Source organism: Sporosarcina sp. P29 (assembly GCF_002743265.1).
Lineage (GTDB): Bacteria > Bacillota > Bacilli > Bacillales_A > Planococcaceae > Sporosarcina.
In genome coordinates this window covers 1-24032 of the sequence record NZ_PDYX01000029.1, presented here as the reverse complement: position 1 = coordinate 24032, position 24032 = coordinate 1, and the positions used below count along the sequence as shown (strand labels likewise).

Below are 24032 nucleotides of genomic sequence, written 5' to 3'. Positions count from 1 at the left end.
CCTATGGCTTTAGACGTTTCGATCACTTTAGGGCGAAAATTTTATTAAACATACAGTATAAAGAAATTGGCGTTCATTTAGGTTGAGGGGTGGATTTAAATTCACTCCACCCCAACATTTGAGTTAGAACCTTTATTTTTGTCTATAAACCGTCTACTGCTTTGGACAACTGGACATCTACCACATCCGCTACATGAATTCTTTCCGCTCCAAATGGATCGCGCAGTACGATCGTCATCGTCTGCAAGTCGAGCGCTTCGATCTCCCCTTGATGAAAGCGAACCTCTCCATCATGCCAAGTCTTGATTGATGTCTCGCTACGTCTGCGCAAAGCCACTTCAAGAGTCTCCTGCATCGTTTGTAGCTCCCAATCGGTTAACTCAGGTCGTTCTATATATTCGTCTTCCCGTTGCCAATCACGTAGTCTCTCGAGGTGTTCAGGCAGCATAAGCGACGTCCACTTCAATTTCCCTCTATCTCGGTTCCTTTCCATCAGCTATTCCCCATTTCTTAAGCGTATGTATGTTCGTATTATACAGAACGTACATTCTAAAATCAATGGTTAAAAAGACCATCGCTTGATAAGCGATGGTCGAGTGTTTACTTAGGTAATTTGAATGAACCGACAAACACTTCCAGTTCACGCGCCATTTGATTGGTCTGCGTAGAACGTTCTGAAATTTCTTCTATGCTGGCTGTCGTTTGCTCGGCAGCTGCCGCAATATTATTCGTCATGTCTTCGATATTTTGTACAGCATGTGTCAAATGCTCGATCAACTGCACTGCCTCTGTTGATTTTGCGGCTTCTGACGTCATCAAGTTCGAGATATTCTTGATTTCCTTGACAGTTTCTCCAACTGCTACGGAAATATTACTCAATGACTGAGACGTAAGCTTCACTGTTTCTGTACCCTTCGTGATATGTTTCGTATTTTCCGATGTAGAAGTAATGACTTGCTGGATACGATCCGAAATATCCTTCACTAGTTTCTCTACTTCGAGCACTTCCTGATTCGATTGCTCGGCCAAGTTCCGTACTTCTTCTGCCACTACCGCAAAGCCTTTACCGTGTTCACCTGCACGAGCCGCTTCAATGGATGCGTTCAGCGCGAGTAAATTGGTTTGAGCTGCGATTCCTGCGATAGAACCTGTGATATTTTGAATCTTCGTCGTAGATTCAACCAAGTTTTGGATCGTATCTCCCACTTCTTGTGAACCATTTCGAATTAATTCCATATCGTGGCTAATTTCCTCTGCACGTTTTGCGCCTTCTAGTGCAATCTTCATCGTTTCGTTGGAGTTAACGAGCATCGAATCAGCGCTTTGTTTCGTGTTGTCTAAACCACTTGCTAATCCCGTCAAAATGCCTGTAGCATGCTCCGCAGTTGATGTGCCATCCGTAACGGCCGTGACGACTTCTTCGATATTATGCGCAACCATCGTAATCGCTTCACGCATTTCAGAAAGTGATGCAGAGGTTTCCCCCGCGTTTTCGGATAAATGCTGCGATGTCGTATTCATCGTCGAGATCATATCTTGTAAATTCACCGTCATACGATTCAGTGTACGGGCTAAGTCGCCCACTTCGTCTTGTGATTTCACTTCCGTCGGTTGAACCGCCAAGTCGCCATCCGCAATTTTCTTCGCCTGCTCAATTAAGCTCGTGATCGGCTTCGTTTTCCGACGAATCAGGAATCCTGTACCGATTGAAGCAAGTATCATAGGGATAATGCTGATCAAGATTCCGTCGCGTACGACATCCCATGTACGGTGCTTGACGATGTTCGCATCGAAATCAATTACGCTGAATGCGATGATTTCTTTGCTCGCATCCTGATCTGCGTGTATTGGCGCATAACCTGAAAGCCGCTCCATGTCACCATACTCGTAAGGCTGGGAGTATGTAGAATGTCGATGTTCGAGTAAATCGGCAATCGCTTTTTCGTCTAAATGGAACTGATCTCCCGGCTTAAATCCTTTAGCTCTCAGATTATCGTCGAGGGCTACGAGTTTTCCATCCAAATCCAAAATATATTGAGTTTCAAATATATTTTTATGTTCGGTTGTCCAATTCAACGTCTTCCCTAGTGCATCTTGTGTATCAGCGTCGCCAGCCAATGCTTTTTCCATATCACCAGGTCGAATCAATCCAGTAGTAATATTGGCACAGCCGTACGCCTCAATTCCTGCAGCGTCATATAACTTGTCATAAGCAGTCTTATATGTAGCCAGTGATGTAATAGCTAGCATCACCACCAGGATTCCAGCTATGATCGTACCTAGCTGAAACGTTAACGAATCTTTAACTTTCATCAAACCTTATGCCCACCCTTCCAATTTGGTTCATCTAGCTCATTCGTTGTCTTTATCATACGCTATCAGTCTATAATTAAAAAGAAGAAAATGAAAAACTCTTTGATTTTAAAATATTGTGTAAGATGTAGGTATTATTATCGTGTCACAACGGTTTCATTTCGTATATAATATTGTATGATGAATAGTATATAAACATAAAGTTTCTTGAAGGAAAGGGAGGCGTTCTTTTTTGAATGAAGAACAAACAATTTTCAATTTGGTACATTTAATGGATCAAGTGACAAATAAAATGCTGATCCGTTTCCAGCAAGAATCTAAGCTGTCCCTAGGGATCTCCCATATTCTTGTGTTGCTTGAGTTACATAACAAAGGTGAGCAACGTCCTTCTGACTTGGCTGAAACACTAGGCTTTACGCCGGCTTCCTTAACGCATTTGTCGTCAAAGCTCATTAAAAGTGAATTTATCACGTTACGTAATGATGAAGAAGACCGCCGAACAAAGTATTGGAAAATAACACCCCTAGGCCTAGAAATTTTAGGCGAAGCGCAGAAATGCGGAATACAAGTGCGTTCGGAGTTCTTTAGTCACTTATCGGAGGCTGAACGAAATAGTTTAGTCCAAATTTACACAAAGTTAAATAATACGTTTGTTTGAACGAAGCTGCTCTCGTATAGAGCAGCTTTTTTGTTTTGTGAAGAGTGTTGGTTGGATTATTTGGGAAAGGCTGTTTTGAATGCGCTCAATAGTTCCGCGCGAATGCTCTATGGCGTGCGGTATCCGCTCTATCAACATCTGCGTGCGCTCATATTTTCACCACGAACGCTCTATCGCACACGCAATCCGCTCTATCAACGGCCATATCCGCTCATACCCGCGCCCCCACGCATACTTACACACAAAAAAGACCGCCCCATAAAAACAGGACAGCCTTGAATGTTGTATTAACGTAATTTGATAGAACCGCCGTCTACCATCATCGTTTGACCGGTGATGTAAGAAGCATCTTCGCTCGCTAGGAATACTGCGGTACGACCGATGTCTTTTTCTGGATCGCCCAGGCGTCCAAGTGGATTTTTCGCAAGAATCGCTTTATACGATTCCGGATTTTCTTTTCCCCAATGCTCAATGCCAGGTGTTTTGGCAATCGGCGAAATCAGGTTACATGTGATGCCGTATTGACCCCACTCATTCGCCGCCACTCTTGTGATCCCGCGAATGGCTTCTTTCGCCGCAGCATATGAACCTTGGTTCACATCGCCATTTAGTCCTGCGCCGGATGAGAAGTTGATCACAGTGCCTTTTGACTCTTTCAAGTGTGGAAGTGCAGCTTGCATCAAGTAAAGCGTTGGATAGAATCCTGTATTGAACGACAGGTCTATGTCTTCTTGCGTCATCTCTTCAATAGATTTCATACGTGAAGCATGCGCGTTATTAACTAAGATATCCAATTTTCCGAGCTTCGTTACGACTTGCTCGACAATGGAAGGTAATTCTGTTCGAACAGTTAAGTCCGCTTGAATAAAAATCGATTGCGGAGAGATTTTCTGCAATTTTTCAATCGCTGCATCGCCTGCTTCTTTGTTTAAGTCAACGATCGCGATAGTCGCACCTTCTTTAGCGAATGCTGTAGCGATACCTAATCCGATGCCGCCAGCCCCGCCTGTAATGATTGCAACTTTTTTGTCTAATCTCATATGTACCATCTCCTTATTATTTATATTTTAACATTAAACCAATTTCAGTGTAAACTAATTACCCTCGACAACATGTATGCCTTATATAGAAATTTCAGCTTGTGGATCTGCCGACGGTTTGCCAAACAAATAGCCTTGAAATAGTTGATAACCTTTCTTTTTCAGCCACTCAAAATCTTCTACCGCTTCTATACCCTCTGCTAACGGAATTGAATCCACTGCCAACGCTTTTTCAAGAAAATCTGCTGCAATAAGTTGCTTTTCAAGATCCGTCGCGACACCTTGCACATATTTAATATCGAGCTTCATATAGTTCGGACGAAGGAAAGAGAGTACTTCAACTGTGTTATAGCCTTCCCCCACATCATCGAGCGCATACTCAAACCCTCTTGAATGATAGTACTCCAAAATCTTTTTTAAATGGCCCATATCTTCCACTTTTTCCGACTCCACTACTTCGAAAATCAAACGATATGGGTCAATTTGTAATTCATTCGCTAAATTTATCGTCGATCGCAAGCAAAACTCTGGCGAATAGATAGAGGTTGGAATGAAATTAATAAACGCTTTTTGGCTAATACGTTTTGCATGGCGAACTGCCGTTAGACGACACACTCTATCAAGAGCATATAATCTACCACGCTCTTTTGCTGCGGAGAAAATTTCATTTGGATAAATTACTTTCCCGTCTTTATGATAAAAGCGCGCGAGCAATTCATAGGCATAAATCTCAAGGTCAGGTGTAACAATAGGCTGATAATGACTTGTCAATTGTTCGTCTTGAATGACCTCGTCAATCCATTGCATTTCGACTACATGCATGACTTCCGAGAATGGTCGCCAGTCGGTTTGGTCGAGACGAAATTGAATAGTATCCATTTCTACTGCATGATCGACGCAAAAGTCGTATAATTCTTTTATCCCTTGTTCTTTCACATGAAAGGTTTGATCTACCTGGTTCACTAGCATATCGGCTCGTTTCAAATGATCTTCTATTGATTCGAACAGTGCGGTTTGCTTACAATTTTCAAATGAGACTTCATAATCAATAGCGCGGACAATGCAACCTTTGCAAGGCAATTATTTCACCCCTTCAATATCTGATTTGAGAATCATATCATATTTCAGGTACTTTTCTCACATATGGGTATGGAATTATAGTTTTTCTAGTTAAATAGCGTGCCAGTGTTTAGATTACTTTCATTTGTGGAATGACAAGGATATAGAACGTTTACCCGTTTCGACGGAAGTTAGGCGTTCAAGTTAAAAACGCACTTATTATGTGGAGGTGACTAGATTGAAGGTGCTCTTGTATATTAGTGCCATAGTCGCCGTTGCGGCTTTAGTAGTTATCGCAATTGCTATTATTAAAACAGCCAAGGCGGTCAAAGAAGCAATGACAGATGTAAAAGAAACGATGAAACGTGTGGAACTGAAAGTGGGCGGTATCACGGATAAAGCCGATCAGCTCATGACTCAGACGAACCAAATTGCGGATGATGCGAATGCAAAACTGCAATCGGTTGACGGATTGGCGGCCTCAGCGAAAGAACTTCGCGAATCCACCCAGTACGTGCAAAACTCTATCGCTAAAATGGCGGATCAAGTATCAGCGCCTCCTGGCAAGTATGCCAAATTGATGGAGCAAACGACTGCATTGTCCGAAGTAGCATCAAAAATGTACTACAAGATGAAGCAGAATAACGGAGAGAGGTGAACTTGATGGATTGGGTACTAGGAATAGGCGTATTGCTTATCGGCATCGCGCTAATTATTGTCGCAATCGTGTTAATTAAACCACTTGGAAAATTGACCGAAGTATTGGAAAGTGTCAAAAAGACGACCGATACCCTGCCGTCAACGGTAGCAGAAGTTACGGGTCAAACACAACAAATTCTTCATACAACGAATGATACGATTAGTAATGTAAACAAACAGATTGATGAAGTGACACCGGTCTTCCAGATTGTTGGAGATGTTGGCGAGGCTTCACGTGAAGTGACGACTGCCGCACTCGATACGACGATTCGCTTTAAGGATCGTGTTGGGAATGCGAGTGAGTTTGTTCGCGAGAAAGAATATAAAGGGTTGTATGGAGTCGCTACGCTGGCATTTTATTTGATGCAGCAGCGTAAAGAACTTAAGAAGATACGACCGTAAGTGGAAGAGCTGTTCAGAGAGTCTTGTAAAGACTTTATGAACAGCTCTTTTTATGTTTTAAGAGGAAAAGCGATGGGAATCGCCATCCGAAATATAGGCTACATTATTGCATAGAAACCGCGTACCGTCATGGTCACCTTCAAATTCTATGTCTACACTTCGCGTGATTCACCCATAAAAGCAATTGTCAAAAAATAAAACATTATTCCATTTGCCCAGAATTTAGTAAAGCGCTATAACTAATCATTGCATAGACAATCACACTAAAGACAGCATCGAGTATTGAACTTAAGAAAATAGGTTTCCAGTTATCTGTAGACTCTTTCACCAACGCCATACCTTTGCGTACACCAATACTGTATAGGTAGAGCACGTATCTCCCCCACTATAAAAACATTTACTACAATGCTCCCCTAAACCTAAAAAAGACTGAAGCTCAAGCCCCACTGGGATTGATCTTCAGTCTGTGTCAGCACTTAAAATGACGCGTTTTCCGGTGCTGGTAACTTTTTTTGTGGAACACCTTGTTCTGCACGATCCTTAGCAGCACTCACAGATTGTTTGCGCTTCTTAAAGATGTAATAACCTAACATGGCCGAACCGTAGATGCCGCCTAGTTTTTTGTTTTGCTCCGAAGTGTCTGTGTGCTCTCCTTTTTGTTGAACGGAAGACGACACATCCACTAACGAAGAAGTTAGTTGGTGTGTAGATTCTCCAAGGTCGCCGATTACTTGGAACAATGGAGTCAGATTTTCAATTTTTGTATTGATATCTGCTAATGAGTTATTACTGTTTTTAATTAAATTTCCTGTTTCGTCCAAAATACCATCAAGTTGTTTTGGAAGCGCTCCTACCGTCTCATCGACGTCTTGCAGAATATTTCCGACTTGTTGTAATACTTTTGCGAAATAGATAGCTAAAATGACGAAGGCGATACCGATGAGTATGACGCCAATTCCAACGAGATCCATTCTCAACCCTCATTTCCTGTTACATATTTTTTAAGCTCTTCTTGCCACGTTGCCATGAATCGTAAACTTGGACACCGAACTCTCCATATTGGATGGCTTGAACGAATTTTTCCGTTCCTGGAAGAGAACCATCCTCTTCAAATTGTCTTGTCCGCTTGTTTACTTCTTCACTCAAGTACTGGCTTGAACGTCCGATATTTTCAATAGTAGAAAACATAGGCGTCGTTGCAGCGAGTTTCACTTGAACATCTGTTGCCAGTTGTTCAGTCTCATTTAAAGTTCCATATAATTGCTCAATGCTCTTATCAAGCTCTGCCTCTACCCCTTTTACTGTTCCCATAACTGTCAGCAATAAGTTCGAAGACTTCGTTAGTAACAATGAAAGGTAGATGGCCACAATCAATACTGAGATCGCGATTAATAATAAACCAATGTACGCCATACACACATCCTCCTCTCCAACAAACTAAATACATCTTATCATTCTATACCACTCTCAGTTTTTCTAAAACATTAATCATTCAAAGTTCTGTGAGAGGAGTTAATGAATTTGATTTTCTTATAGCGAGACCGCCCGAAATCAACGGCGAACACGGAATCAATTCTTCTTTTGTTTAACTTATATATGTAGATAGTTGATACAATTTAACGGAATTCATTTTCTGTAGTGTATACGTTTTGTTCTTCAACGCAAAAAAATCCTATGCCCCGTATGGAGGAGCATAGGATTTTTTATTATTCTTCATGTCGTCCGACACAACGCTCGCATTCGTACATTACAGACTCTTGCTTTTCTTTGAACTGATTCCCACATTCCGTACAAACCTTTTCCACCATTTGTCTTTTCTGCTCTGTGTTCTTTTTCATCGTCTATTCCCCCATTCGTTTTTTGTAATTCGCTGTACTGATACAGCAACTTTTCTTAAGACTAATATATAACAGCGTAGTCAGATTTGTCACTCTTTTCAGACGGAATCTGTTATTTTGCGATAGAATCCAAAAGAGCGCGACGAATGGAGGTATTAAAAAAATGAAAATAAAAATGGCATGTCGATATCGTGACATACCATTTCTTGCCTCTTTACATCATCAATCCGTATACTATTACAGCTGCGATGATGACAAGAGTTACGACAAACACCGTCCATTGCATATTATCCGGCTTTTCTGGTCTACTGTCCCATTTCTGCATGAATAAACGCTTCCTTTCTGGTGGTTAGTCCCTCACTCATTAGTTTTCCCTTCTGTTTACGAATTAAACACCACTTATTTGTCTACATACAGAATAAAAATCTACATGTTTTATATGAATTAATATTTTTCCACTACTATTGCAAGATAGCAAAATGCTTCCCTATTACATAAATATTTGACCCACCCTATTTATTGAATTCCCTTATCAACCCAGTAACCGCTTACATTCACAGAAAGTTCCCAATAAAGTCACTATTATTAAAATAAACACACAATTTAGAACTTTCGTGTGTTCATTCAGTTTTTTTCATGTTATTATGAGTAAACGTTGACTCAATAACGGAGGTTAGATGATAAGTTATGAAGGTGAAAAAAATGGAAACTCCAAGTGTTCAAGTAGAAGATATCTTAATTGCTAATCAGCTGCTGAAAGACATCGTAGCGCATACGCCTTTACAGAAAAATGATCGTCTATCGGAAAAGTATGACTGCCATGTGTATATTAAGCGGGAAGATTTGCAGCATGTCCGTTCCTTTAAATTGCGCGGTGCTTATTATAAGATGAAACGCATCGAAACAGAAGCACGCAAAAAAGGAATTGTCTGTGCGAGTGCAGGAAACCATGCACAAGGCGTAGCGTTCGCATGTGCAAACCTGGACATTGATGGCAAGATCTTCATGCCTCAAACAACTCCTAGACAAAAAGTAAATATGGTGAAAATGTTCGGGCGCGATCGCATTGAAATTATTTTAGTCGGAGATACGTTCGATGATTGTTTCGAAAGCGCGGTCGAATTGATGGAAAAAGAACAGCGTATTTTCATTCATCCATTCAATGACAAGGATATTATTGCCGGTCAAGGGACGGTAGCTGTTGAGATCATGAACGATATCGAAGAGCCGATTGATTACGTATTTGCAAGTATCGGTGGCGGTGGATTGATGTCGGGAATCAGTACGTACATTAAAAACTTGTCTCCGCATACGAAAATGATCGGTGCAGAGCCAGCTGGTGCAGCAAGCATGAAGGCTTCTATCGACGCACAAAAGGTCGTTCCCCTGGCAACGATCGATAAATTCGTCGATGGCGCGGCCGTCAAATGCGTAGGCGATTTAAATTATGAAATTTGCAATAACTATCTCGAAAACATCGTCAGCGTCCCTGAAGGTAAAGTATGTACGGCAATTCTCGATCTATACAATGAACACGCGATCATCGCGGAGCCAGCAGGTGCCCTTCCAATCGCAGCCCTGGATTTCTATAAAAACGAAATCAAAGGCAAGTGCGTCGTCTGTGTGATCAGCGGTGGAAATAATGATATCGGTAGAATGCAGGAAATCAAAGAGAAATCGATGATTTACGAAGGCTTGCTGTATTATTTCCTCGTAGACTTCCCACAACGTGCAGGTGCACTACGGCAGTTTCTTGACGGTGTGCTTGGACCGGATGACGATATTACGATGTTCGAGTATACGAAAAAGAATAACAAAGAGAGCGGACCAGGTCTTGTTGGAATTGAGATTAAGCACAAGGAAGACTATAATGGCCTAATTGCACGCATGGAGAAGAATGGATTCCCTTATAAAGAAGTGAACAAGGACAGTACGTTGTTCGGGTTGTTGATTTAACAAAAGCACTGCCGTAAGAGTCATCGCGACTTCTTGCGGCAGTTTTTTTGTGGTTCTGATTAGCACAGTGAAATTATAATTTGCGTACCTTACCCAACCAAGAAACACTTATGGCAGAAAGACTATGCGGCTGAGTGGTATTTATTTTGGTTGTGGTTTTAAGTGGTAAAGCAAAACAAGAGATAGCGTACAGTACCCGACTAACAAACGTGTTTTGCAGGAAAAACTAGGCGGCTGCGTGTCTTTGCGACTCTTTGTTGGGACGTTGCACGACTGGCGGTTGGGTACTGAAGTTAGTAAGTGTCTGCTTTCTGGACTCGCGCAGGCACGTGGGGGATTGCCTACAGCCAGGAGCCAGCTGGCAAAGTGCCGCCAGTTGTCTCATGGCCACGGCCTACCCCGCAGTTGCGCCTGCGCTACTAAGTGGTATTTATTCTAGTTGTGGTTCTTATAGGAAGAAGTTCAGTGACATCGTGATAGCTAGTATGTATTTCTTGCAAAAGAAGTGTAGGAACTGCCATTCACACAATTTAACGAAGGCGCCTGCTGTGGTAGGCGTAGCGAGGAGACAAAGACAGGCCTTCTCTCTGGCTCCTCGCGAAAGCCATCCACCAGCGCTGTAGTGGCGACAATGAACTTACCACTTACATAGACAGCTAAACCACAAACTACTGAACAAACAGGAAAAAGAAAATGAACGTGCAAGAACCACAACCCCATGCCGCTTATTACGCACCCAAGGATTAAACGTTCAAAACCTCCCCTGCACTAATCTCCAACCCACAAGAATTTATTCAAAATAACTGGGAAAGGTTTCCGAAATAAAAAAACTGGGTAATAAATTACTAAAATACACATAAACAGCACATGCTATCTGTACATAAGAAGTACACTTTTTATGAAAATGCAGAAAAGGCGGTGACTTTGAAATGGGCCCCAAGCATAGTAAATTCAGTATATCCATACTCTTCATAATCCCCTTACTCATCTTAGCCAGTCTCACGGTTCCTTACTTCACAACGATCCAAAACGGCACGGATATCTATCTCCAATCAGAAACGATTACCGAACAAGACGCAAACGAAAATTATGTCATGCTTCGCTACGACGTCGAAAAAGTACCAAAGGAACGCATGACTCCTAGTTTAGTGACTGCATTAAAAAAACCAGATGAACTCGGCCAGACGCGAGTATTTGGCGTATTGGAACAAAAAGACGGTGTCACTGAATTGATTTCATTGACTGACAAAAAACCGGAGGAAGGCGTCTATTTAATGGGCTGGTTGGCGCAGACAACCGATAGAGAGTATCGTCAAAACGATCATTATATCGTAAACTTCGGGTTAGATCGTGTCTATGTTCCCGAATTTGGACATCGAGTTGCGGCAGACAGTGTACAAAATAGCACGATGACAGCGCATTTTAAAGTACTTGACGGCAATAGCATTTTGCGCGAATTTCAAACCAACTAAAAAAGCAACAAGGCAGAGTACGGCTCTGACTTGTTGCTTCCTTTTTTTATTATAAACCTAAAGAAATATATTTCACTTCTAGATATTCATCCATACCTTGATGTCCACCTTCACGTCCAAGGCCACTTTGTTTAAAGCCGCCAAACGGAGCTTGTGGTGCAGATGGTAAACCATCATTTAGACCCACGATACCATAATCTAACGCTTCACAAATCTGAATACCTTTTGTGATATTCTCCGTGAAGACGTAAGACGCTAATCCAAATACTGTATCATTTGCACGCTGGATTACTTCCTCCTGTGTCTCAAACGTGGTAATTGGCAATACCGGGCCAAATGTCTCTTCTTGCATACAGAGCATGTCGTCTGTTACATCTTTTAAGACAGTCGGTTGGTAGAATAAGCCTTTAATGAGTTCACCGCCTGTAACGACTGTTGCCCCTTTAGATTTTGCATCTGTTACATGCTCATCCACTTTATCGATTGCATCTTGGTCAATTAACGGACCAATTACGACGCCTTCTTCTTTGCCGTCGCCGACTTTCAATTTCTTCGTTTCCTCGGCAATGCGCTTTGTGAATTCTTCCACGATTGATGAATGAACATAAATACGGTTCGCACAGACACATGTTTGTCCTGCATTACGGAATTTCGCCGCGATCACGCCATCTACTGCTTTATCTAGATCCGCGTCCGCCATAATAATCGCCGGTGCCTGTCCACCGAGTTCCAATGAAATCTTCTTCATCGTATCGGCTGCACCTTTCATTAATGTCTTACCGATTTCAGTAGATCCTGTAAACGTCAGCTTGCGCACACGACCGTCTTCTTGCCATGCTTCTGCAATTTCACTCGCACTGCCTGTTACGATGTTAAGAACACCATCCGGAATACCTGCTTCTTGCGCTAGCTCTATTAAACGAATTGCAGTTAGCGGAGTCTGAGAAGCCGGCTTCATGACGACCGTACAGCCTGCTGCGAGAGCCGGAGCGACTTTACGCGCAATCATAGCCGCTGGAAAGTTCCATGGCGTAATCGATGCGATGACACCTACTGGTTGCTTTTGCACGAACAATCGCTTATTCGATTGTGTAGCCGGAATGGTTTCACCATAAATCCGCTTACCTTCTTCAGCAAACCAGCTAATGTAACCATTCGAATAACGCATTTCGCCAAGCGCTTCGGCTAACGGCTTACCTTGCTCAGTCGTCATGATGTCGGCTACGCTTTCTTCATTTTCCTCAATCAACGCATGCCATTTCATTAAATAGGCACTGCGCTCATATGCTGACAACGCCGCCCAGTCTGAAAATGCTGCAGAAGCCGCATCGACTGCCTGCGTCGCTTCCGCTTTGCCGCCTTTAGGCACTGCACCGATTGTCTCACCAGTTGAAGGATTCACTACTTCGATTTGCGGTAAATCTGCACCGAGTCGCTTTCCGTTAATGATCATTTCAGTTGTTTTCATGTACAATCTCTCCTTTATTTAGCATCATTGACACGCTCAACAGGAATATCTGCCACTATATCATTTAATACCCAACTGGCGAGAATTAAACCTGCAACTGATGGGCAAAATGCATTGGAAGCTGGAGGCATTTGTGCTTTTCGTATCGATGCATCGGCGTTCCCTACCGTTTCCAGAACGTCTTCCCGTACGACAATTGGGCTTTCATCGGAAAATACGACAGGCACACCTTTAGGGATTCCAAGCTTGCGCAAACGAAGACGCATCACTTTTGCTAATGGATCCGTATGCGTTTTCGAAATATCAGCAATTTGGAAACGAGTCGGATCGGTTTTATTCGCAGCTCCCATACTCGAGATTACTTTAATTCCACGCTCGAGACATTGCTGGATCAAATGAATTTTATAGCTAATCGTATCCGATGCATCAATGACATAATCGGGCTTGTACGAGAAGAATTCTTCAGACGTTTCCTCCGTGTAGAACATATGTAGATCAATCACTTCACACTCTGCATTAATATCCGCAATTCGTTCTTTCATGACAGCTGATTTCGAGCGCCCTACCGTCGACAAATAAGCAACTAGTTGGCGGTTGATATTGGTAATATCGATCGTGTCTTTATCGACTAAGATAATACGTCCAACCCCAGTGCGCGCGCATGCTTCAGCTGCGAATGAACCAACTCCACCGACTCCTAAAATCGCCACCGTCTTACCTTTCATTCTCTCTACGCCTTCTGTACCAATGGATAACTCATTTCTCGAAAATTGATGTAACATCTATACCGCATCCTTTATGATAAATTGTATTCACTCTATCCTAAAACAGTCACCTGCACTCGCGCAACTAACTGAATTTTGGACAATAAAAAACCTTCTCGCTTAAGCAAGAAGGTGAATAGTTGTTAGAAAGTGAAATCCCGACTGTGCCGTCTTTGAATATCGCTTTGAACCCGCTAATAGCAGGTGGGTGTCCTGTACAACTCTTTTGGCGTCCCGATTAAAGGCATGTCATCCAAGCTATAACGTTGAACTCCCGACGATAAGATGTTGGGTCAAAACTAATTTACAAATGACGAACACTTCAGGATTTCTACTAACTTCATCTTATCATACGCTTTTTAAAAATTCAATCGATTTGTATAAACTCTTTTGAAAATAGTCGTTTACTCACTTTTTAACTGGTTCAGCGACTACTTTAATCCCGAGTTCTTTCAACTGTGCATCATCAACAGAACTTGGTGCTTCTGTCAATAAGTCACTCGCACTAGCTGTTTTAGGGAATGCGATTGTGTCACGCAAGTTTGTAGAACCAGCAAGCAACATCACGATACGGTCTAAACCGAACGCAATACCGCCGTGTGGAGGTGTTCCATATTCAAACGCATCCAACAAGAATCCAAATTGCTCGCGCGCTTGCTCATCCGTGAAGCCAAGTGCTTTGAACATGGCTTCTTGCACATCACGTTGATAAATACGCAATGATCCGCCACCTAGCTCATAACCGTTCAATACTAAGTCATACGCTTGTGCTTTTACAGTTTCCGGGCTAGTTTTCAATTCTTCCACGTCAGCAGGCATCGTGAATGGGTGATGCGCTGCGTAGTAACGACCATCTTCCTCATCGTACTCAAATAACGGCCAATCCGTAACCCACAGGAAGTTATACTTCGACTGATCGATCAAGTCCAATTCTTTTCCTAACTTCAGACGCAATGCGCCAAGTGAATCGGCTACAACTGACTTCTTGTCAGCTCCGAACAAGAATAAATCTCCAGGTTCACCGTCGCCAGCCGCTTTCAATGCTTCGCCAATTTCACCGTCGAAGAATTTCGCAATTGGACCATTAAAGCCATCTTCCGTCACTTTCAACCAAGCCATTCCTTTAGCGCCATACACTTTAGCAAATTCGCCTAGTGCATCGATATCTTTACGTGAATATTTTTCCGCCGCACCTTTAACGTTGATCAACTTCACCTGTCCACCCGCTTCAACTGCGCCAGCGAATACTTTGAATGAAGACTCTTTAACGATCTCAGATACATCCGTCAATTCCATTCCGAATCGAGTGTCCGGCTTGTCTGAACCAAAACGACTCATTGCTTCATCATATGGAAGACGTTTAAATGGCGTTTCCACATCTACTTGCTTAACATCATTCATCACTTTTTTGATCAAGCGTTCGTTAAGCTCCAAAATTTCTTCGATTGACATAAAGCTCATTTCCATATCGATTTGCGTGAATTCCGGTTGACGGTCTGCACGTAAATCTTCATCGCGGAAACAACGAGCGATTTGGTAGTAACGATCGAATCCGGATACCATCAATAACTGCTTGAACAACTGTGGTGACTGTGGCAATGCGTAGAATTCACCTTCGTGAACACGGCTTGGCACTAAATAGTCACGTGCGCCTTCAGGAGTAGATTTCGTTAAAATTGGTGTTTCCACTTCCAAGAATCCTTCATCATCCAAGAAGTTACGAACCGTTTTCGTAATATCTGAACGCATTTTGAACACTTTTGCAAGTTCAGGGCGACGAAGATCGAGATAACGATACTTCAGGCGCGTCTCTTCGCCTACATCCGTTTCGTCTTCGATTGTAAATGGTGGGTTCTTCGCTTCGTTGATGACTTTCACTTCTACAACTTGGACTTCGATTGCGCCCGTTGCGATGTTTTTGTTCTTTGTGCGTTCTTCACGTTCTATAACGAGACCTGTAACTTCGATGACGTATTCGTTACGCAAAGTTTCAGCGATTTCGAGTGCTTCTTTTGAGATGTCTGGGTTGAAGACTGTCTGGACGATGCCTGCGCGGTCGCGGACGTCGATGAAAATCAGTCCACCAAGATCACGGCGCTTCTGCACCCAACCTTTAAGTGTGACTTCTTCTCCGATTTGTAGTTCTGATAAGTTCCCACAATAATGTGTGCGTTGCATAGTGGCTACACTACCCTTCTGATGTTTGAGTTTGTATTTTTAATTAAAAAAGTAAAAGTTATATAGAGAGTGAAATGGTGTTGTGCTTGGGATTTGCGCTTCAGAGGGGACGCGTTCCGGAGGGCCCGCGGTGAGCCAACTAGGTCGCTGTGCTCCCTTTAGTTGTCTCACCTGTCGGGCTGATCCTCCCGGAGTCGCCCCTCTTACGCTCCAATCCTAAGTGGAGACTATAATTAGTTAGTGACATCACTGAAATTCATAAGTGACCCAGTGTGCTGCTTCTTGATTCTTTTATATTCAAATGCAAGAACAGAAACAAATTACGTCCCACTTATTAAGTAGGGATTGGAGTGCAGAGCGGCGACTCCCGCGGGATAAGCATGAGCCTTGAGACCCCGCAGGAACGAAGAGGCTCAAGCCATGCCCGCAGGAAAGCGTCCGCTCGGAACGGAAATCCCCATGACGTTCCAAGCTCTTACTTCTCCAATTCTCCAATCAATTCGTCAACCGTAACCTTTTTCTGTTCTCCGTCCGCCATGCTCTTTAGCTGGACAACGTTTTCGTTCACTTCGTCTTCGCCGATGACGATGACGTGGTGCGCTTTCAAGCGGTCGGCGGACTTCATTTGGGCCTTCATCTTGCGGTCCATATAGTCCATCTCGCTGCGTAAACCATTTTCGCGTAGCTTGCCGAGAATCTCGAAGCCTTTTTCTCGTGCTGCATCGCCAAGTGTGACGATGTAGACGTCGAGTGAAGGTTCGTCTGTGAAGGACTTTTCTTCCGCTTCAAGTGCTAGCAAAAGCCGCTCGATACTGAGGGCGAAGCCGATGCCTGGTGCTGGTGGGCCACCGATTTCTTCAGCAAGTCCGTTGTAGCGTCCGCCGCCACAAAGTGTCGTGATCGCACCGAAGCCTTTAGACGTGCTCATGATCTCGAATGCCGTGTGGTTGTAGTAATCTAGACCACGTACAAGATTCGGATCGTATTCGTACTCGATGCCTGCGATGTCCAAGTAGTTCTTCACTTTTTCGAAGTACGCGCTTGATTCTTCATTCAAATAATCAGCTAATGAAGGGGCTGTTTTCATCAATGGATGTTCTCTATCTACTTTACAGTCCAGAATGCGCAACGGGTTTTTCTCCAGACGGTTTTGGCAATCTGAACAGAATTCTCCGATGTTCGGGCTGAAGTGTGCAATTAGTGCTTCACGGTGTGCGTCGCGTGACTCCTTGTCGCCAAGTGAGTTCAGTACGAGTTTAATATCCGACAAGCCCGTTTTCTTATAAATATTCATCGCCAACTCGATTACCTCTGCATCGATGGCTGGATCATCACTGCCGATTGCCTCTACGCCGAACTGGACGAATTGACGGTAACGGCCGGCTTGTTGACGCTCATAGCGGAACATCGGACCTGTGTAGTATAGCTTCACAGGCTGATCTGCATAGCCGAACATTTTGTGCTCGACGAATGAACGCACGACAGGTGCTGTACCTTCTGGGCGCAACGTCATCGAGCGATCTCCTCGATCTGTAAATGTGTACATCTCTTTTTGCACGATATCTGTCGTATCACCGACTGTGCGCTGGAATAATTCGGTTTGTTCAAAAATTGGTGTGCGGATTTCCTTGTAGTTGTAGACATCACAGATCGAACGAGCGATCTTTTCAACGCGCTGCCACTTCCAGGAAACATCAGGAAGAATATCCTGCGTACCGCGGGGAACTTTAAAATTCATTAGAAAAACTCCTTTCGATGATCTGATGACGGGCGAACTTTCAGAGAACACAAAAAAGCTCCCATCCCTAATAAAACAGGGACGAGAGCTTGTAGCTTCCGCGGTTCCACCCAAATTGACACAAATGTGCCCACTCGAATCCGGATAACGGCCGGTTCCGTCCATGCCTACTACTTTCAGCATGAATCCTCCGTGGTGTTGTTCGCTTTACGGTTCTGTCAGGGAATTTCAGCCAAGTTCCCCGTTCTCTTTCCAGCCTGTAGTAAAGGTATTTTCCACATCATCGGTGTATGAATTAATTCGATTACTATCTATGTTAGTCGCAACCGCTACTACTGTCAACTTCTTTGATGAATTATGTATGGAGGTCAGAACTAGCAAATGCTCATACAGAACGTTTCACCGCTCTATTACCTTCCATCAGCGCTCTATCAAACGCCTCAATGGCTCTATCACACTTGCTATCCGCTCATCAACTCGCGGCAATCGCTCTATCACGCCACGCAAACGCTCATAGATCCCACCGCTCTACTCACCTAGACTCAATCATCAACGTAACAGGACCATCATTCGTCAACTGCACGTCCATCATCGCGCCAAACTGTCCAGTTTCCACGTGAAGTCCAAGTCCGCGTAGCTGCTCGTTGAAGTATTCCCACAAAGGTTCTGCTACTTCGGTTTTCGCGGCCTCGATAAAACTCGGACGTCGACCTTTTTGTACGTTGCCATACAAAGTAAACTGGGAAACCGACAAAATCGCGCCATCGACTTCTTTGATTGAACGATTCAGTTTTCCCTCGTCATCTTCATAGATACGCAAGCCGGCAATTTTATTCGCTATATAGTTGGCGTCTTGTTCAGTATCGTCATGCGTGATGCCGACGAGTAACACATAACCATTTGAAATGGAACCGGTTATTTCTCCACCAACTGTTACGGAAGCGTCTTTCGCACGCTGTAATAACACTCGCATGTCCACACCTCCTAATTAGTTCATTACCCGTTCAACGGAATATACGTCTTTGATTTGTTTGATTTTATCGACGGTACGTTGCAAATGCGTAATATTTTGGATTTTGATCGACATATGGATATGCGCGATATCATCTTTGTCCGCTTTGCCACTCACTGCGATGATCGGTGTATTCATGTCCGCAACAACCATCATCACTTCATTCAGCAAACCTTGGCGATCGAATGCGGAAATCTCAATATCGACTTGGAATTCTTTACGAACTTGATCATCCTGCAATGCCCATTGGACTTCAATAATCCGTTCTTGCTGACCTTGTTCAGACAAGACGTTCGGACAATCAGTGCGGTGAACGGAAACCCCTCGGCCACGTGTAATGAATCCAACGATTTCATCGCCTGGTACTGGATTACAGCACTTTGAGATACGAATTAGCATATTATCGATGTCTTTAACGATAACGCCTGATTCCGTCTGTTTCTCTGGCTTGGGCGTTTGAATGTCCGAGACGATCTTATCAATCGTTTCTTTCTTCACGCGTTCCTTGCGCATTCGCTCAGCTAATTGATTGACTACTTGTTGTGCGGTAATACCACCAGAACCGACTGCCGCGTAAAGGTCTTCTTCAGAAGTAAAGCTGAATTTATCAATGGTACGTTGCATGTTTTCTTTATTCAACGCTTCCTTGATATCATACTCTTCATCTTTTAATTCCTTCTGGATCATCTCGCTACCTTTGTCGATATTTTCGTCACGCAATTGCTTCTTAAAATATTGGCGGATTTTATTTTTCGCTTGAGATGTATGTGCTAGTTTCAACCAGTCACGGCTTGGACCAAATGACTGTTTCGATGTCAGAATCTCAATGATGTCCCCTGTCGACAACGGCGAATCAAGTGGTACTATTTTACCATTCACTTTAGCCCCGGTCGTTCGGTTCCCAATTTCGGAATGCACACGATAGGCAAAGTCGATTGGTACCGACCCTTGCGGCAATTCAACGACATCTCCGTCCGGTGTAAATACATAGACCATGTCGGAAAATAAGTCGAACTTCAAAGACTCCATAAACTCCTGTGCATTGGAAGATTCATTTTGAATTTCCAATATTTCACGGAACCATGTCAATTTCGAATCAATATCACTGGAAAGCTTCGCGACCTGCTTACCTTCTTTATACGCCCAGTGCGCTGCCACACCAAACTCAGAAATCCGGTGCATCTCTTCCGTGCGAATTTGTACTTCGAGCGGATCTCCAGCCGGTCCAACAACTGTCGTATGAATCGATTGATACAAATTTTGTTTCGGCATCGCGATATAGTCCTTAAATCTTCCTGGCATTGGCTTCCACAATGTATGGATGATTCCAAGTGCCGCATAGCAATCTTTAATGCTTTTTACGACAATACGGACTGCCAGTAGATCATAAATTTCATTGAACTCTTTTTTCTGAATGACCATCTTTTGATAAATAGAATACAAATGCTTCGGTCTGCCATGAATTTCTGCAGCGATGCCCATTTCATCTAGTTCGACGCGCATCTGACTCATGACGTCTTTTAAATACTGTTCGCGTTCTGTCCGCTTTTGCTTCATCAGATTGACGATACGGTAATATTGTTGTGGATTGGAATAACGCAATGCGATATCTTCTAGTTCCCATTTGATCGTGGAAATTCCGAGTCGATGAGCGAGCGGGGAGAAAATCTCCAACGTTTCTTCCGATACACGGCGTTGCTTCGCTGCTGGAACATGTTTCAATGTCCGCATATTATGCAAACGGTCAGCAAGTTTAATTAATATGACACGAATATCCTGTGCCATTGCAATAAACATTTTACGGTGGTTTTCCGCTTGTTTTTCTTCATTGGATCGAAACTTTAATTTATCAAGCTTCGTTACACCGTCAACCAGCATCGCGACTTCATCACCGAATTCCCGAATAATATCTTCGCGGCTTATATCCGTATCCTCTACCACATCATGTAAGAAGCCCGCTGCGACCGTTTCTGGATCCATTTGAAGACCCGCCAAAATGCCTGCAACTTGTATCGGATGGTTGATATACGCTTCACCAGAAGTCCTAAACTGTCCTTCGTGCGCCTTTTCAGCCAACACATATGCCCGTCTAATAAATTCGACGTGTTCTTCGTTCATGTATTTAGCGACTAAGTCGTATATGTCTTGTTCTGTCAGGTCTTGATTTTTCGCCATGGACTTACCCCTTTCAACCTATTTCGTAAATATTTAGATAATAATTTTTAGTAGTATATGTATAATATCACCTATATGTAAAGCGAATCAAACCCAGTGCCTATATAGCAAGAATCCTCCGCGTTAAGCGAAGGATTCCCCAATTAGTACGTAATTAATGCCTTAATGTTTTCATTCGTCAATTTTTCGCGACCGTTCAAGTACGATAGTTCAATCAAGAATGCGCAGCCAGCTACTACGCCGCCTAGTTTCTCAATCAATTCGACCGTTGCGCCGACTGTACCGCCAGTTGCAAGTAAATCATCGACAACGAGAACACGTTGGCCAGGTTTGATGGCATCTTTGTGAATCGTTAATTCATCTTGTCCATACTCTAGGTCATAAAAGACTGAGATGGTTTCTCGTGGTAATTTGCCAGGCTTACGGACCGGTGCAAAACCGATTTCAAGCGCATAGGCAACAGGACATCCGATGATGAAACCGCGTGCTTCTGGCCCCACGATGATATCTACGTCCAATCCTTTTGCATATTCGACAATTTGGTCTGTCGCATATTTATATGCTTCTCCGTTATCCATGATCGTCGTGATGTCCTTAAAGCTGACACCCGGTTTCGGATAATCGTCTACAGTCGTTACAAACTTTTTTAAGTCCACAGTTTTTCCTCCTCAACAGCTTCTGTCTCACGCAAAGAGTCGAATACTTTCTTTAAGTCCTGATACGGAGCGTAAAGCAATAACTCTTCAAGTTTAATCTGCTGTTGGCGTTTTTTATACGATGGTGCTTCTGCCAAATCACGTTTACCTGCAGAAGAGAGCATCGTCACCTTACCATTCTCTAGTGTAACAAATTCTAGTTCATAAAACACTTTTGTCATGAACTTTATCACATCTTTTTTCCAACCTTTATGTTTGGAAAGCATATCGATTTGATTGTACATATCAAATGTCTCACGCTTTTTCAAAAAGCTGTAATACCAACCAAATTGTTGGCGATCCGGCATCTTTTCAAAGTACATTGAATCATGCACGTGTAGATGAAGATATACTCGATCCGCAAGTGTCTTGTCCATCACTTGCTTCAACTGTTCTTCGGCCTGCGGCATATCAAGCAATACAATGGAAGAAGACGGTTGAAGTTCATCGCGCCCAATCAAAACAATGGGAATGTCTTTAAAGAACGGCACGAAATGCTGGATTGCCTCTTCACTGAACGCGATAAATTGGGCTTGGTCTGGAATCATTGGCAACCATCTAGCCGGCTCCCGGATTCCACGGTAATCGAACAACTGCCACTCATCACATTTCACATCTTCGACAAGTAACTGCGCTTTCTTATTGCCGTTCCATTCATTGATCTGTAAATCACCCGTCAAACTAAGCTTACTTTGTGGTGCCATTTCGTCCGCCAATGCTCCCGCTCCGAAAAATATCGCATCTAGACGTTCACTACGATCACCCATCTCAAGCTTCAAATGATCTTTCGCTGAACCGATTTTACGGACTGAGATCGTGTCAAGTTGTTCTAATAGGAAAACGGGCTTCGGGAACCCCATACCAAATGGTCGGATTTTCTCAAGTGCTTCGATGGAGGCAATATCAATTTCATCCAATGCCAATGGCACATCGATGGATAAAATGGGCTGCAGATCTTCTTCAGTCAATACTTCCTTCGCCTGTTCATTCAAATTCGAACGCAATGATTCAACGTCCTCTATTTTCAACGACATCCCAGCAGCCATCGCATGCCCTCCGAAATGTGGCAAAATCGATGCATTCTTCGAAAGTTCCTTATACAAATCAAAGCCCTCAATACTACGCGCAGAACCTTTGGCCATTCCTGTTTCATGATCAAGCGATAAAATAATGGAAGGACGGTAATATTTCTCCGTTAGTCTAGACGATACGATGCCGACGACACCCGGATTCCAGCCTTCACCTTCTATGACTAACACGTGAGGCACTTGATCGCCATAACGGATTTCCACTTGCTCTTGCGCTTCTTTTGCGATTTCTTTCACTAATTGTTGCCGTTCTTTATTCAAATCATTCAATTCTTCCGCGATGCCGAGCGCTTGCTGCTCATCTTCTGCTTTTAATAAATCGACCGCTGGATCTGCATCTCCAAGTCGGCCAGGAGCATTCAGACGAGGACCGATCGTAAAGCCAATCGTTTCTTCTGATAAAGCGTTCTGCTCATGACCACTCACTTGCATCAACGCTTTAATTCCAGGACGTTGCGTGCGTCGTAGTCTGCGGATACCTTCTTTCACCATATAACGATTTTCGTCTTCTAACGGAACCAAATCCGCGATGGTGCCGATCGCTACGAATTCCAACAAGTCGAGCGGCGGTTCCCCAAGTAATGCAGAAGCTAGTTTGAACGCCACTCCGACGCCCGCGAGTTCTCCGAATGGATATTCACCTTCCGGATGGCGTGGATGAATGACCGCATCCGCCGCAGGTAGTACGTCGCCCATTTCGTGATGATCCGTTACGATGACCGTCATCCCAAGCGACTTCGCGAATGCAACTTGCTCAATGCCTGAGATTCCATTGTCTACGGTTATGAGGACTTCTGTGCCTTCTGTATGTAGTTGTTCAAAGTAGTCGCTATTCGGTCCGTAGCCGTGTTCGAAACGGTTCGGAATAGCAAAGTTCACTTTTGCACCGAGACGTTCGAGTGCTGTTGTTAGCACCGTGACGCTTGTTACGCCGTCCGCGTCATAATCTCCAAATATTGTAATTTGTTGCTGTGTGTCGATTGCATGTTGGATGCGATCGACGGCTTTTTGCATGTCATGTAATAAAAATGGGTCATGCAAGTTGGACTCGTCCATGTGCAAGTACGCGTTTGCTTGTTCGCTAGTGGTGATTCCGCGTGCGACGAGTATTTTTGTAAGCATTGTCGAAAGTTTCAAGTCTTTCGCGAGCTGGTTGACGAGTTCTTCGTCTGGCCGATCGATTTGCCATCTTTTTTTGGATTGTATCAATGCTTTCACATCCTCTGTTCTTATTATAGCGAATGTGGGTGAAGACTGAAAGGAAACGGTATGGAGAGGTTGGAAGCGGGAACGGGATGGCGCCGTTGACCTGCGTTCCAGGCGGACGCTTTCCCATGGGCCCGCGGTGAGCCATCGGGAGCATTCCTGTTTGGTTAGTGGAACCCTATTGAAATAGAAAAGTCCCCTTGGTATGATTCGGGGTGTCAAGGCGTCGACGGCTTGACCCCTAATTATAACCAAGGAGGACTCACATGAA

20 protein-coding genes, 1 other RNA gene and 1 other annotated feature are annotated in these 24032 nt (G+C 43.6%); of the genes, 5 read left to right on the top strand and 16 right to left on the bottom strand.

Annotated elements, in window-relative coordinates:
- Nucleotides 1-142: 142 nt before the first annotated feature.
- Together CSV68_RS15430 and CSV68_RS15425 are read right to left on the bottom strand one after the other, a co-directional pair.
- Nucleotides 143-493, bottom strand: coding sequence for a YolD-like family protein (locus CSV68_RS15430; RefSeq protein ID WP_099634443.1), 351 nt, complete (start codon nt 491-493; stop codon nt 143-145).
- A 107-nt stretch (nt 494-600) separates the two neighbouring features.
- On the bottom strand, nt 601-2313 hold the full coding sequence (locus CSV68_RS15425; RefSeq protein WP_099662592.1) for a methyl-accepting chemotaxis protein: 1713 nt from the start codon (nt 2311-2313) through the stop codon (nt 601-603).
- Between the two features lie 232 nt (nt 2314-2545).
- Between CSV68_RS15425 and CSV68_RS15420 the strand changes: the two genes are divergently transcribed.
- Nucleotides 2546-2971, top strand: a complete 426-nt coding sequence (locus CSV68_RS15420; protein WP_233190439.1) for a MarR family winged helix-turn-helix transcriptional regulator — start codon at nt 2546-2548, stop codon at nt 2969-2971.
- A 287-nt stretch (nt 2972-3258) separates the two neighbouring features.
- On the opposite strand, the gene CSV68_RS15415 is transcribed toward CSV68_RS15420, so the two are convergent.
- A complete protein-coding gene (locus CSV68_RS15415) occupies nt 3259-4011 on the bottom strand; it encodes an SDR family NAD(P)-dependent oxidoreductase (protein WP_099634441.1) in 753 nt (250 codons plus the stop codon).
- Between the two features lie 81 nt (nt 4012-4092).
- Entirely contained in the window at nt 4093-5091 is a 999-nt protein-coding gene (locus tag CSV68_RS15410) for an EAL domain-containing protein (RefSeq protein ID WP_233192944.1), read from the bottom strand.
- Between the two features lie 223 nt (nt 5092-5314).
- Between CSV68_RS15410 and CSV68_RS15405 the strand changes: the two genes are divergently transcribed.
- Both CSV68_RS15405 and CSV68_RS15400 read left to right on the top strand, forming a co-directional pair.
- Nucleotides 5315-5728 (top strand): DUF948 domain-containing protein, encoded by a 414-nt coding sequence (locus CSV68_RS15405; protein ID WP_232321273.1) that lies wholly within the window; start codon nt 5315-5317, stop codon nt 5726-5728.
- A 5-nt stretch (nt 5729-5733) separates the two neighbouring features.
- On the top strand, nt 5734-6171 hold the full coding sequence (locus CSV68_RS15400; RefSeq protein ID WP_099662591.1) for a DUF948 domain-containing protein: 438 nt from the start codon (nt 5734-5736) through the stop codon (nt 6169-6171).
- 476 nt (nt 6172-6647) lie between these two features.
- Here the strand turns inward: CSV68_RS15400 and CSV68_RS15395 are convergent, their stop codons facing one another.
- The 3 genes from CSV68_RS15395 to yhfH all read right to left on the bottom strand — a co-directional run bounded on the left by CSV68_RS15395 (nt 6648) and on the right by yhfH (nt 8009).
- Nucleotides 6648-7142 (bottom strand): DUF948 domain-containing protein, encoded by a 495-nt coding sequence (locus CSV68_RS15395; protein ID WP_199168500.1) that lies wholly within the window; start codon nt 7140-7142, stop codon nt 6648-6650.
- 19 nt (nt 7143-7161) lie between these two features.
- The gene (locus tag CSV68_RS15390) at nt 7162-7584 is read right to left on the bottom strand and encodes a DUF948 domain-containing protein (protein ID WP_099662590.1); all 423 of its coding nucleotides are present in this window, start codon (nt 7582-7584) and stop codon (nt 7162-7164) included.
- Between the two features lie 293 nt (nt 7585-7877).
- On the bottom strand, nt 7878-8009 hold the full coding sequence (gene yhfH, locus CSV68_RS15385; RefSeq protein WP_099627541.1) for a protein YhfH: 132 nt from the start codon (nt 8007-8009) through the stop codon (nt 7878-7880).
- A 687-nt stretch (nt 8010-8696) separates the two neighbouring features.
- Between yhfH and ilvA the strand changes: the two genes are divergently transcribed.
- Nucleotides 8697-9965, top strand: a complete 1269-nt coding sequence (ilvA, locus tag CSV68_RS15380; RefSeq protein ID WP_099662589.1) for a threonine ammonia-lyase IlvA — start codon at nt 8697-8699, stop codon at nt 9963-9965.
- Nucleotides 9966-10894: 929 nt separating this feature from the next.
- On the top strand, nt 10895-11437 hold the full coding sequence (locus CSV68_RS15375; RefSeq protein ID WP_099662588.1) for a GDYXXLXY domain-containing protein: 543 nt from the start codon (nt 10895-10897) through the stop codon (nt 11435-11437).
- A gap of 49 nt (nt 11438-11486) precedes the next feature.
- Here the strand turns inward: CSV68_RS15375 and CSV68_RS15370 are convergent, their stop codons facing one another.
- The 9 genes from CSV68_RS15370 to recJ form a co-directional block, all read right to left on the bottom strand.
- Complete coding sequence (locus CSV68_RS15370; RefSeq protein WP_099634435.1) at nt 11487-12905, bottom strand: NAD-dependent succinate-semialdehyde dehydrogenase; 1419 nt, start codon at nt 12903-12905, stop codon at nt 11487-11489.
- Between the two features lie 14 nt (nt 12906-12919).
- Entirely contained in the window at nt 12920-13687 is a 768-nt protein-coding gene (locus tag CSV68_RS15365; protein ID WP_099634434.1) for a tRNA threonylcarbamoyladenosine dehydratase, read from the bottom strand.
- A 133-nt stretch (nt 13688-13820) separates the two neighbouring features.
- A non-coding RNA gene (ssrS, locus tag CSV68_RS15360) (6S RNA) lies at nt 13821-14001 on the bottom strand.
- A gap of 76 nt (nt 14002-14077) precedes the next feature.
- Nucleotides 14078-15847 (bottom strand): aspartate--tRNA ligase, encoded by a 1770-nt coding sequence (gene aspS / locus CSV68_RS15355; RefSeq protein WP_099662587.1) that lies wholly within the window; start codon nt 15845-15847, stop codon nt 14078-14080.
- 475 nt (nt 15848-16322) lie between these two features.
- Entirely contained in the window at nt 16323-17585 is a 1263-nt protein-coding gene (gene hisS / locus CSV68_RS15350; RefSeq protein ID WP_099662586.1) for a histidine--tRNA ligase, read from the bottom strand.
- Nucleotides 17586-17659: 74 nt separating this feature from the next.
- Nucleotides 17660-17878: a binding site (T-box leader), on the bottom strand.
- Between the two features lie 239 nt (nt 17879-18117).
- Nucleotides 18118-18558, bottom strand: a complete 441-nt coding sequence (dtd, locus tag CSV68_RS15345; protein ID WP_099662585.1) for a D-aminoacyl-tRNA deacylase — start codon at nt 18556-18558, stop codon at nt 18118-18120.
- A 15-nt stretch (nt 18559-18573) separates the two neighbouring features.
- A complete protein-coding gene (locus tag CSV68_RS15340) occupies nt 18574-20772 on the bottom strand; it encodes a RelA/SpoT family protein (RefSeq protein WP_099634430.1) in 2199 nt (732 codons plus the stop codon).
- Between the two features lie 143 nt (nt 20773-20915).
- Nucleotides 20916-21428, bottom strand: coding sequence for an adenine phosphoribosyltransferase (locus CSV68_RS15335; protein WP_085130996.1), 513 nt, complete (start codon nt 21426-21428; stop codon nt 20916-20918).
- The gene (recJ, locus tag CSV68_RS15330; protein WP_099662584.1) at nt 21419-23764 is read right to left on the bottom strand and encodes a single-stranded-DNA-specific exonuclease RecJ; all 2346 of its coding nucleotides are present in this window, start codon (nt 23762-23764) and stop codon (nt 21419-21421) included. The genes CSV68_RS15335 and recJ overlap by 10 nt, the downstream gene beginning before the upstream one ends.
- Between the last annotated feature and the right edge of the window lie 268 nt (nt 23765-24032).

Excerpts from the sequence above, each read along its gene's own strand:
- CSV68_RS15430 (WP_099634443.1), bottom strand. The coding sequence starts at position 493 with ATGGAAAGGAACCGAGATAGAGGGAAATTGAAGTGGACGTCGCTTATG.
- CSV68_RS15425 (WP_099662592.1), bottom strand. The coding sequence starts at position 2,313 with ATGAAAGTTAAAGATTCGTTAACGTTTCAGCTAGGTACGATCATAGCT.
- CSV68_RS15415 (WP_099634441.1), bottom strand. The coding sequence starts at position 4,011 with ATGAGATTAGACAAAAAAGTTGCAATCATTACAGGCGGGGCTGGCGGC.
- CSV68_RS15400 (WP_099662591.1), top strand. The coding sequence starts at position 5,734 with ATGGATTGGGTACTAGGAATAGGCGTATTGCTTATCGGCATCGCGCTA.
- CSV68_RS15395 (WP_199168500.1), bottom strand. The coding sequence starts at position 7,142 with ATGGATCTCGTTGGAATTGGCGTCATACTCATCGGTATCGCCTTCGTC.
- CSV68_RS15390 (WP_099662590.1), bottom strand. The coding sequence starts at position 7,584 with ATGGCGTACATTGGTTTATTATTAATCGCGATCTCAGTATTGATTGTG.
- yhfH (WP_099627541.1), bottom strand. The coding sequence starts at position 8,009 with ATGAAAAAGAACACAGAGCAGAAAAGACAAATGGTGGAAAAGGTTTGT.
- ilvA (WP_099662589.1), top strand. The coding sequence starts at position 8,697 with ATGAAGGTGAAAAAAATGGAAACTCCAAGTGTTCAAGTAGAAGATATC.
- CSV68_RS15375 (WP_099662588.1), top strand. The coding sequence starts at position 10,895 with ATGGGCCCCAAGCATAGTAAATTCAGTATATCCATACTCTTCATAATC.
- CSV68_RS15370 (WP_099634435.1), bottom strand. The coding sequence starts at position 12,905 with ATGAAAACAACTGAAATGATCATTAACGGAAAGCGACTCGGTGCAGAT.
- CSV68_RS15365 (WP_099634434.1), bottom strand. The coding sequence starts at position 13,687 with ATGTTACATCAATTTTCGAGAAATGAGTTATCCATTGGTACAGAAGGC.
- aspS (WP_099662587.1), bottom strand. The coding sequence starts at position 15,847 with ATGCAACGCACACATTATTGTGGGAACTTATCAGAACTACAAATCGGA.
- hisS (WP_099662586.1), bottom strand. The coding sequence starts at position 17,585 with ATGAATTTTAAAGTTCCCCGCGGTACGCAGGATATTCTTCCTGATGTT.
- dtd (WP_099662585.1), bottom strand. The coding sequence starts at position 18,558 with ATGCGAGTGTTATTACAGCGTGCGAAAGACGCTTCCGTAACAGTTGGT.
- CSV68_RS15340 (WP_099634430.1), bottom strand. The coding sequence starts at position 20,772 with ATGGCGAAAAATCAAGACCTGACAGAACAAGACATATACGACTTAGTC.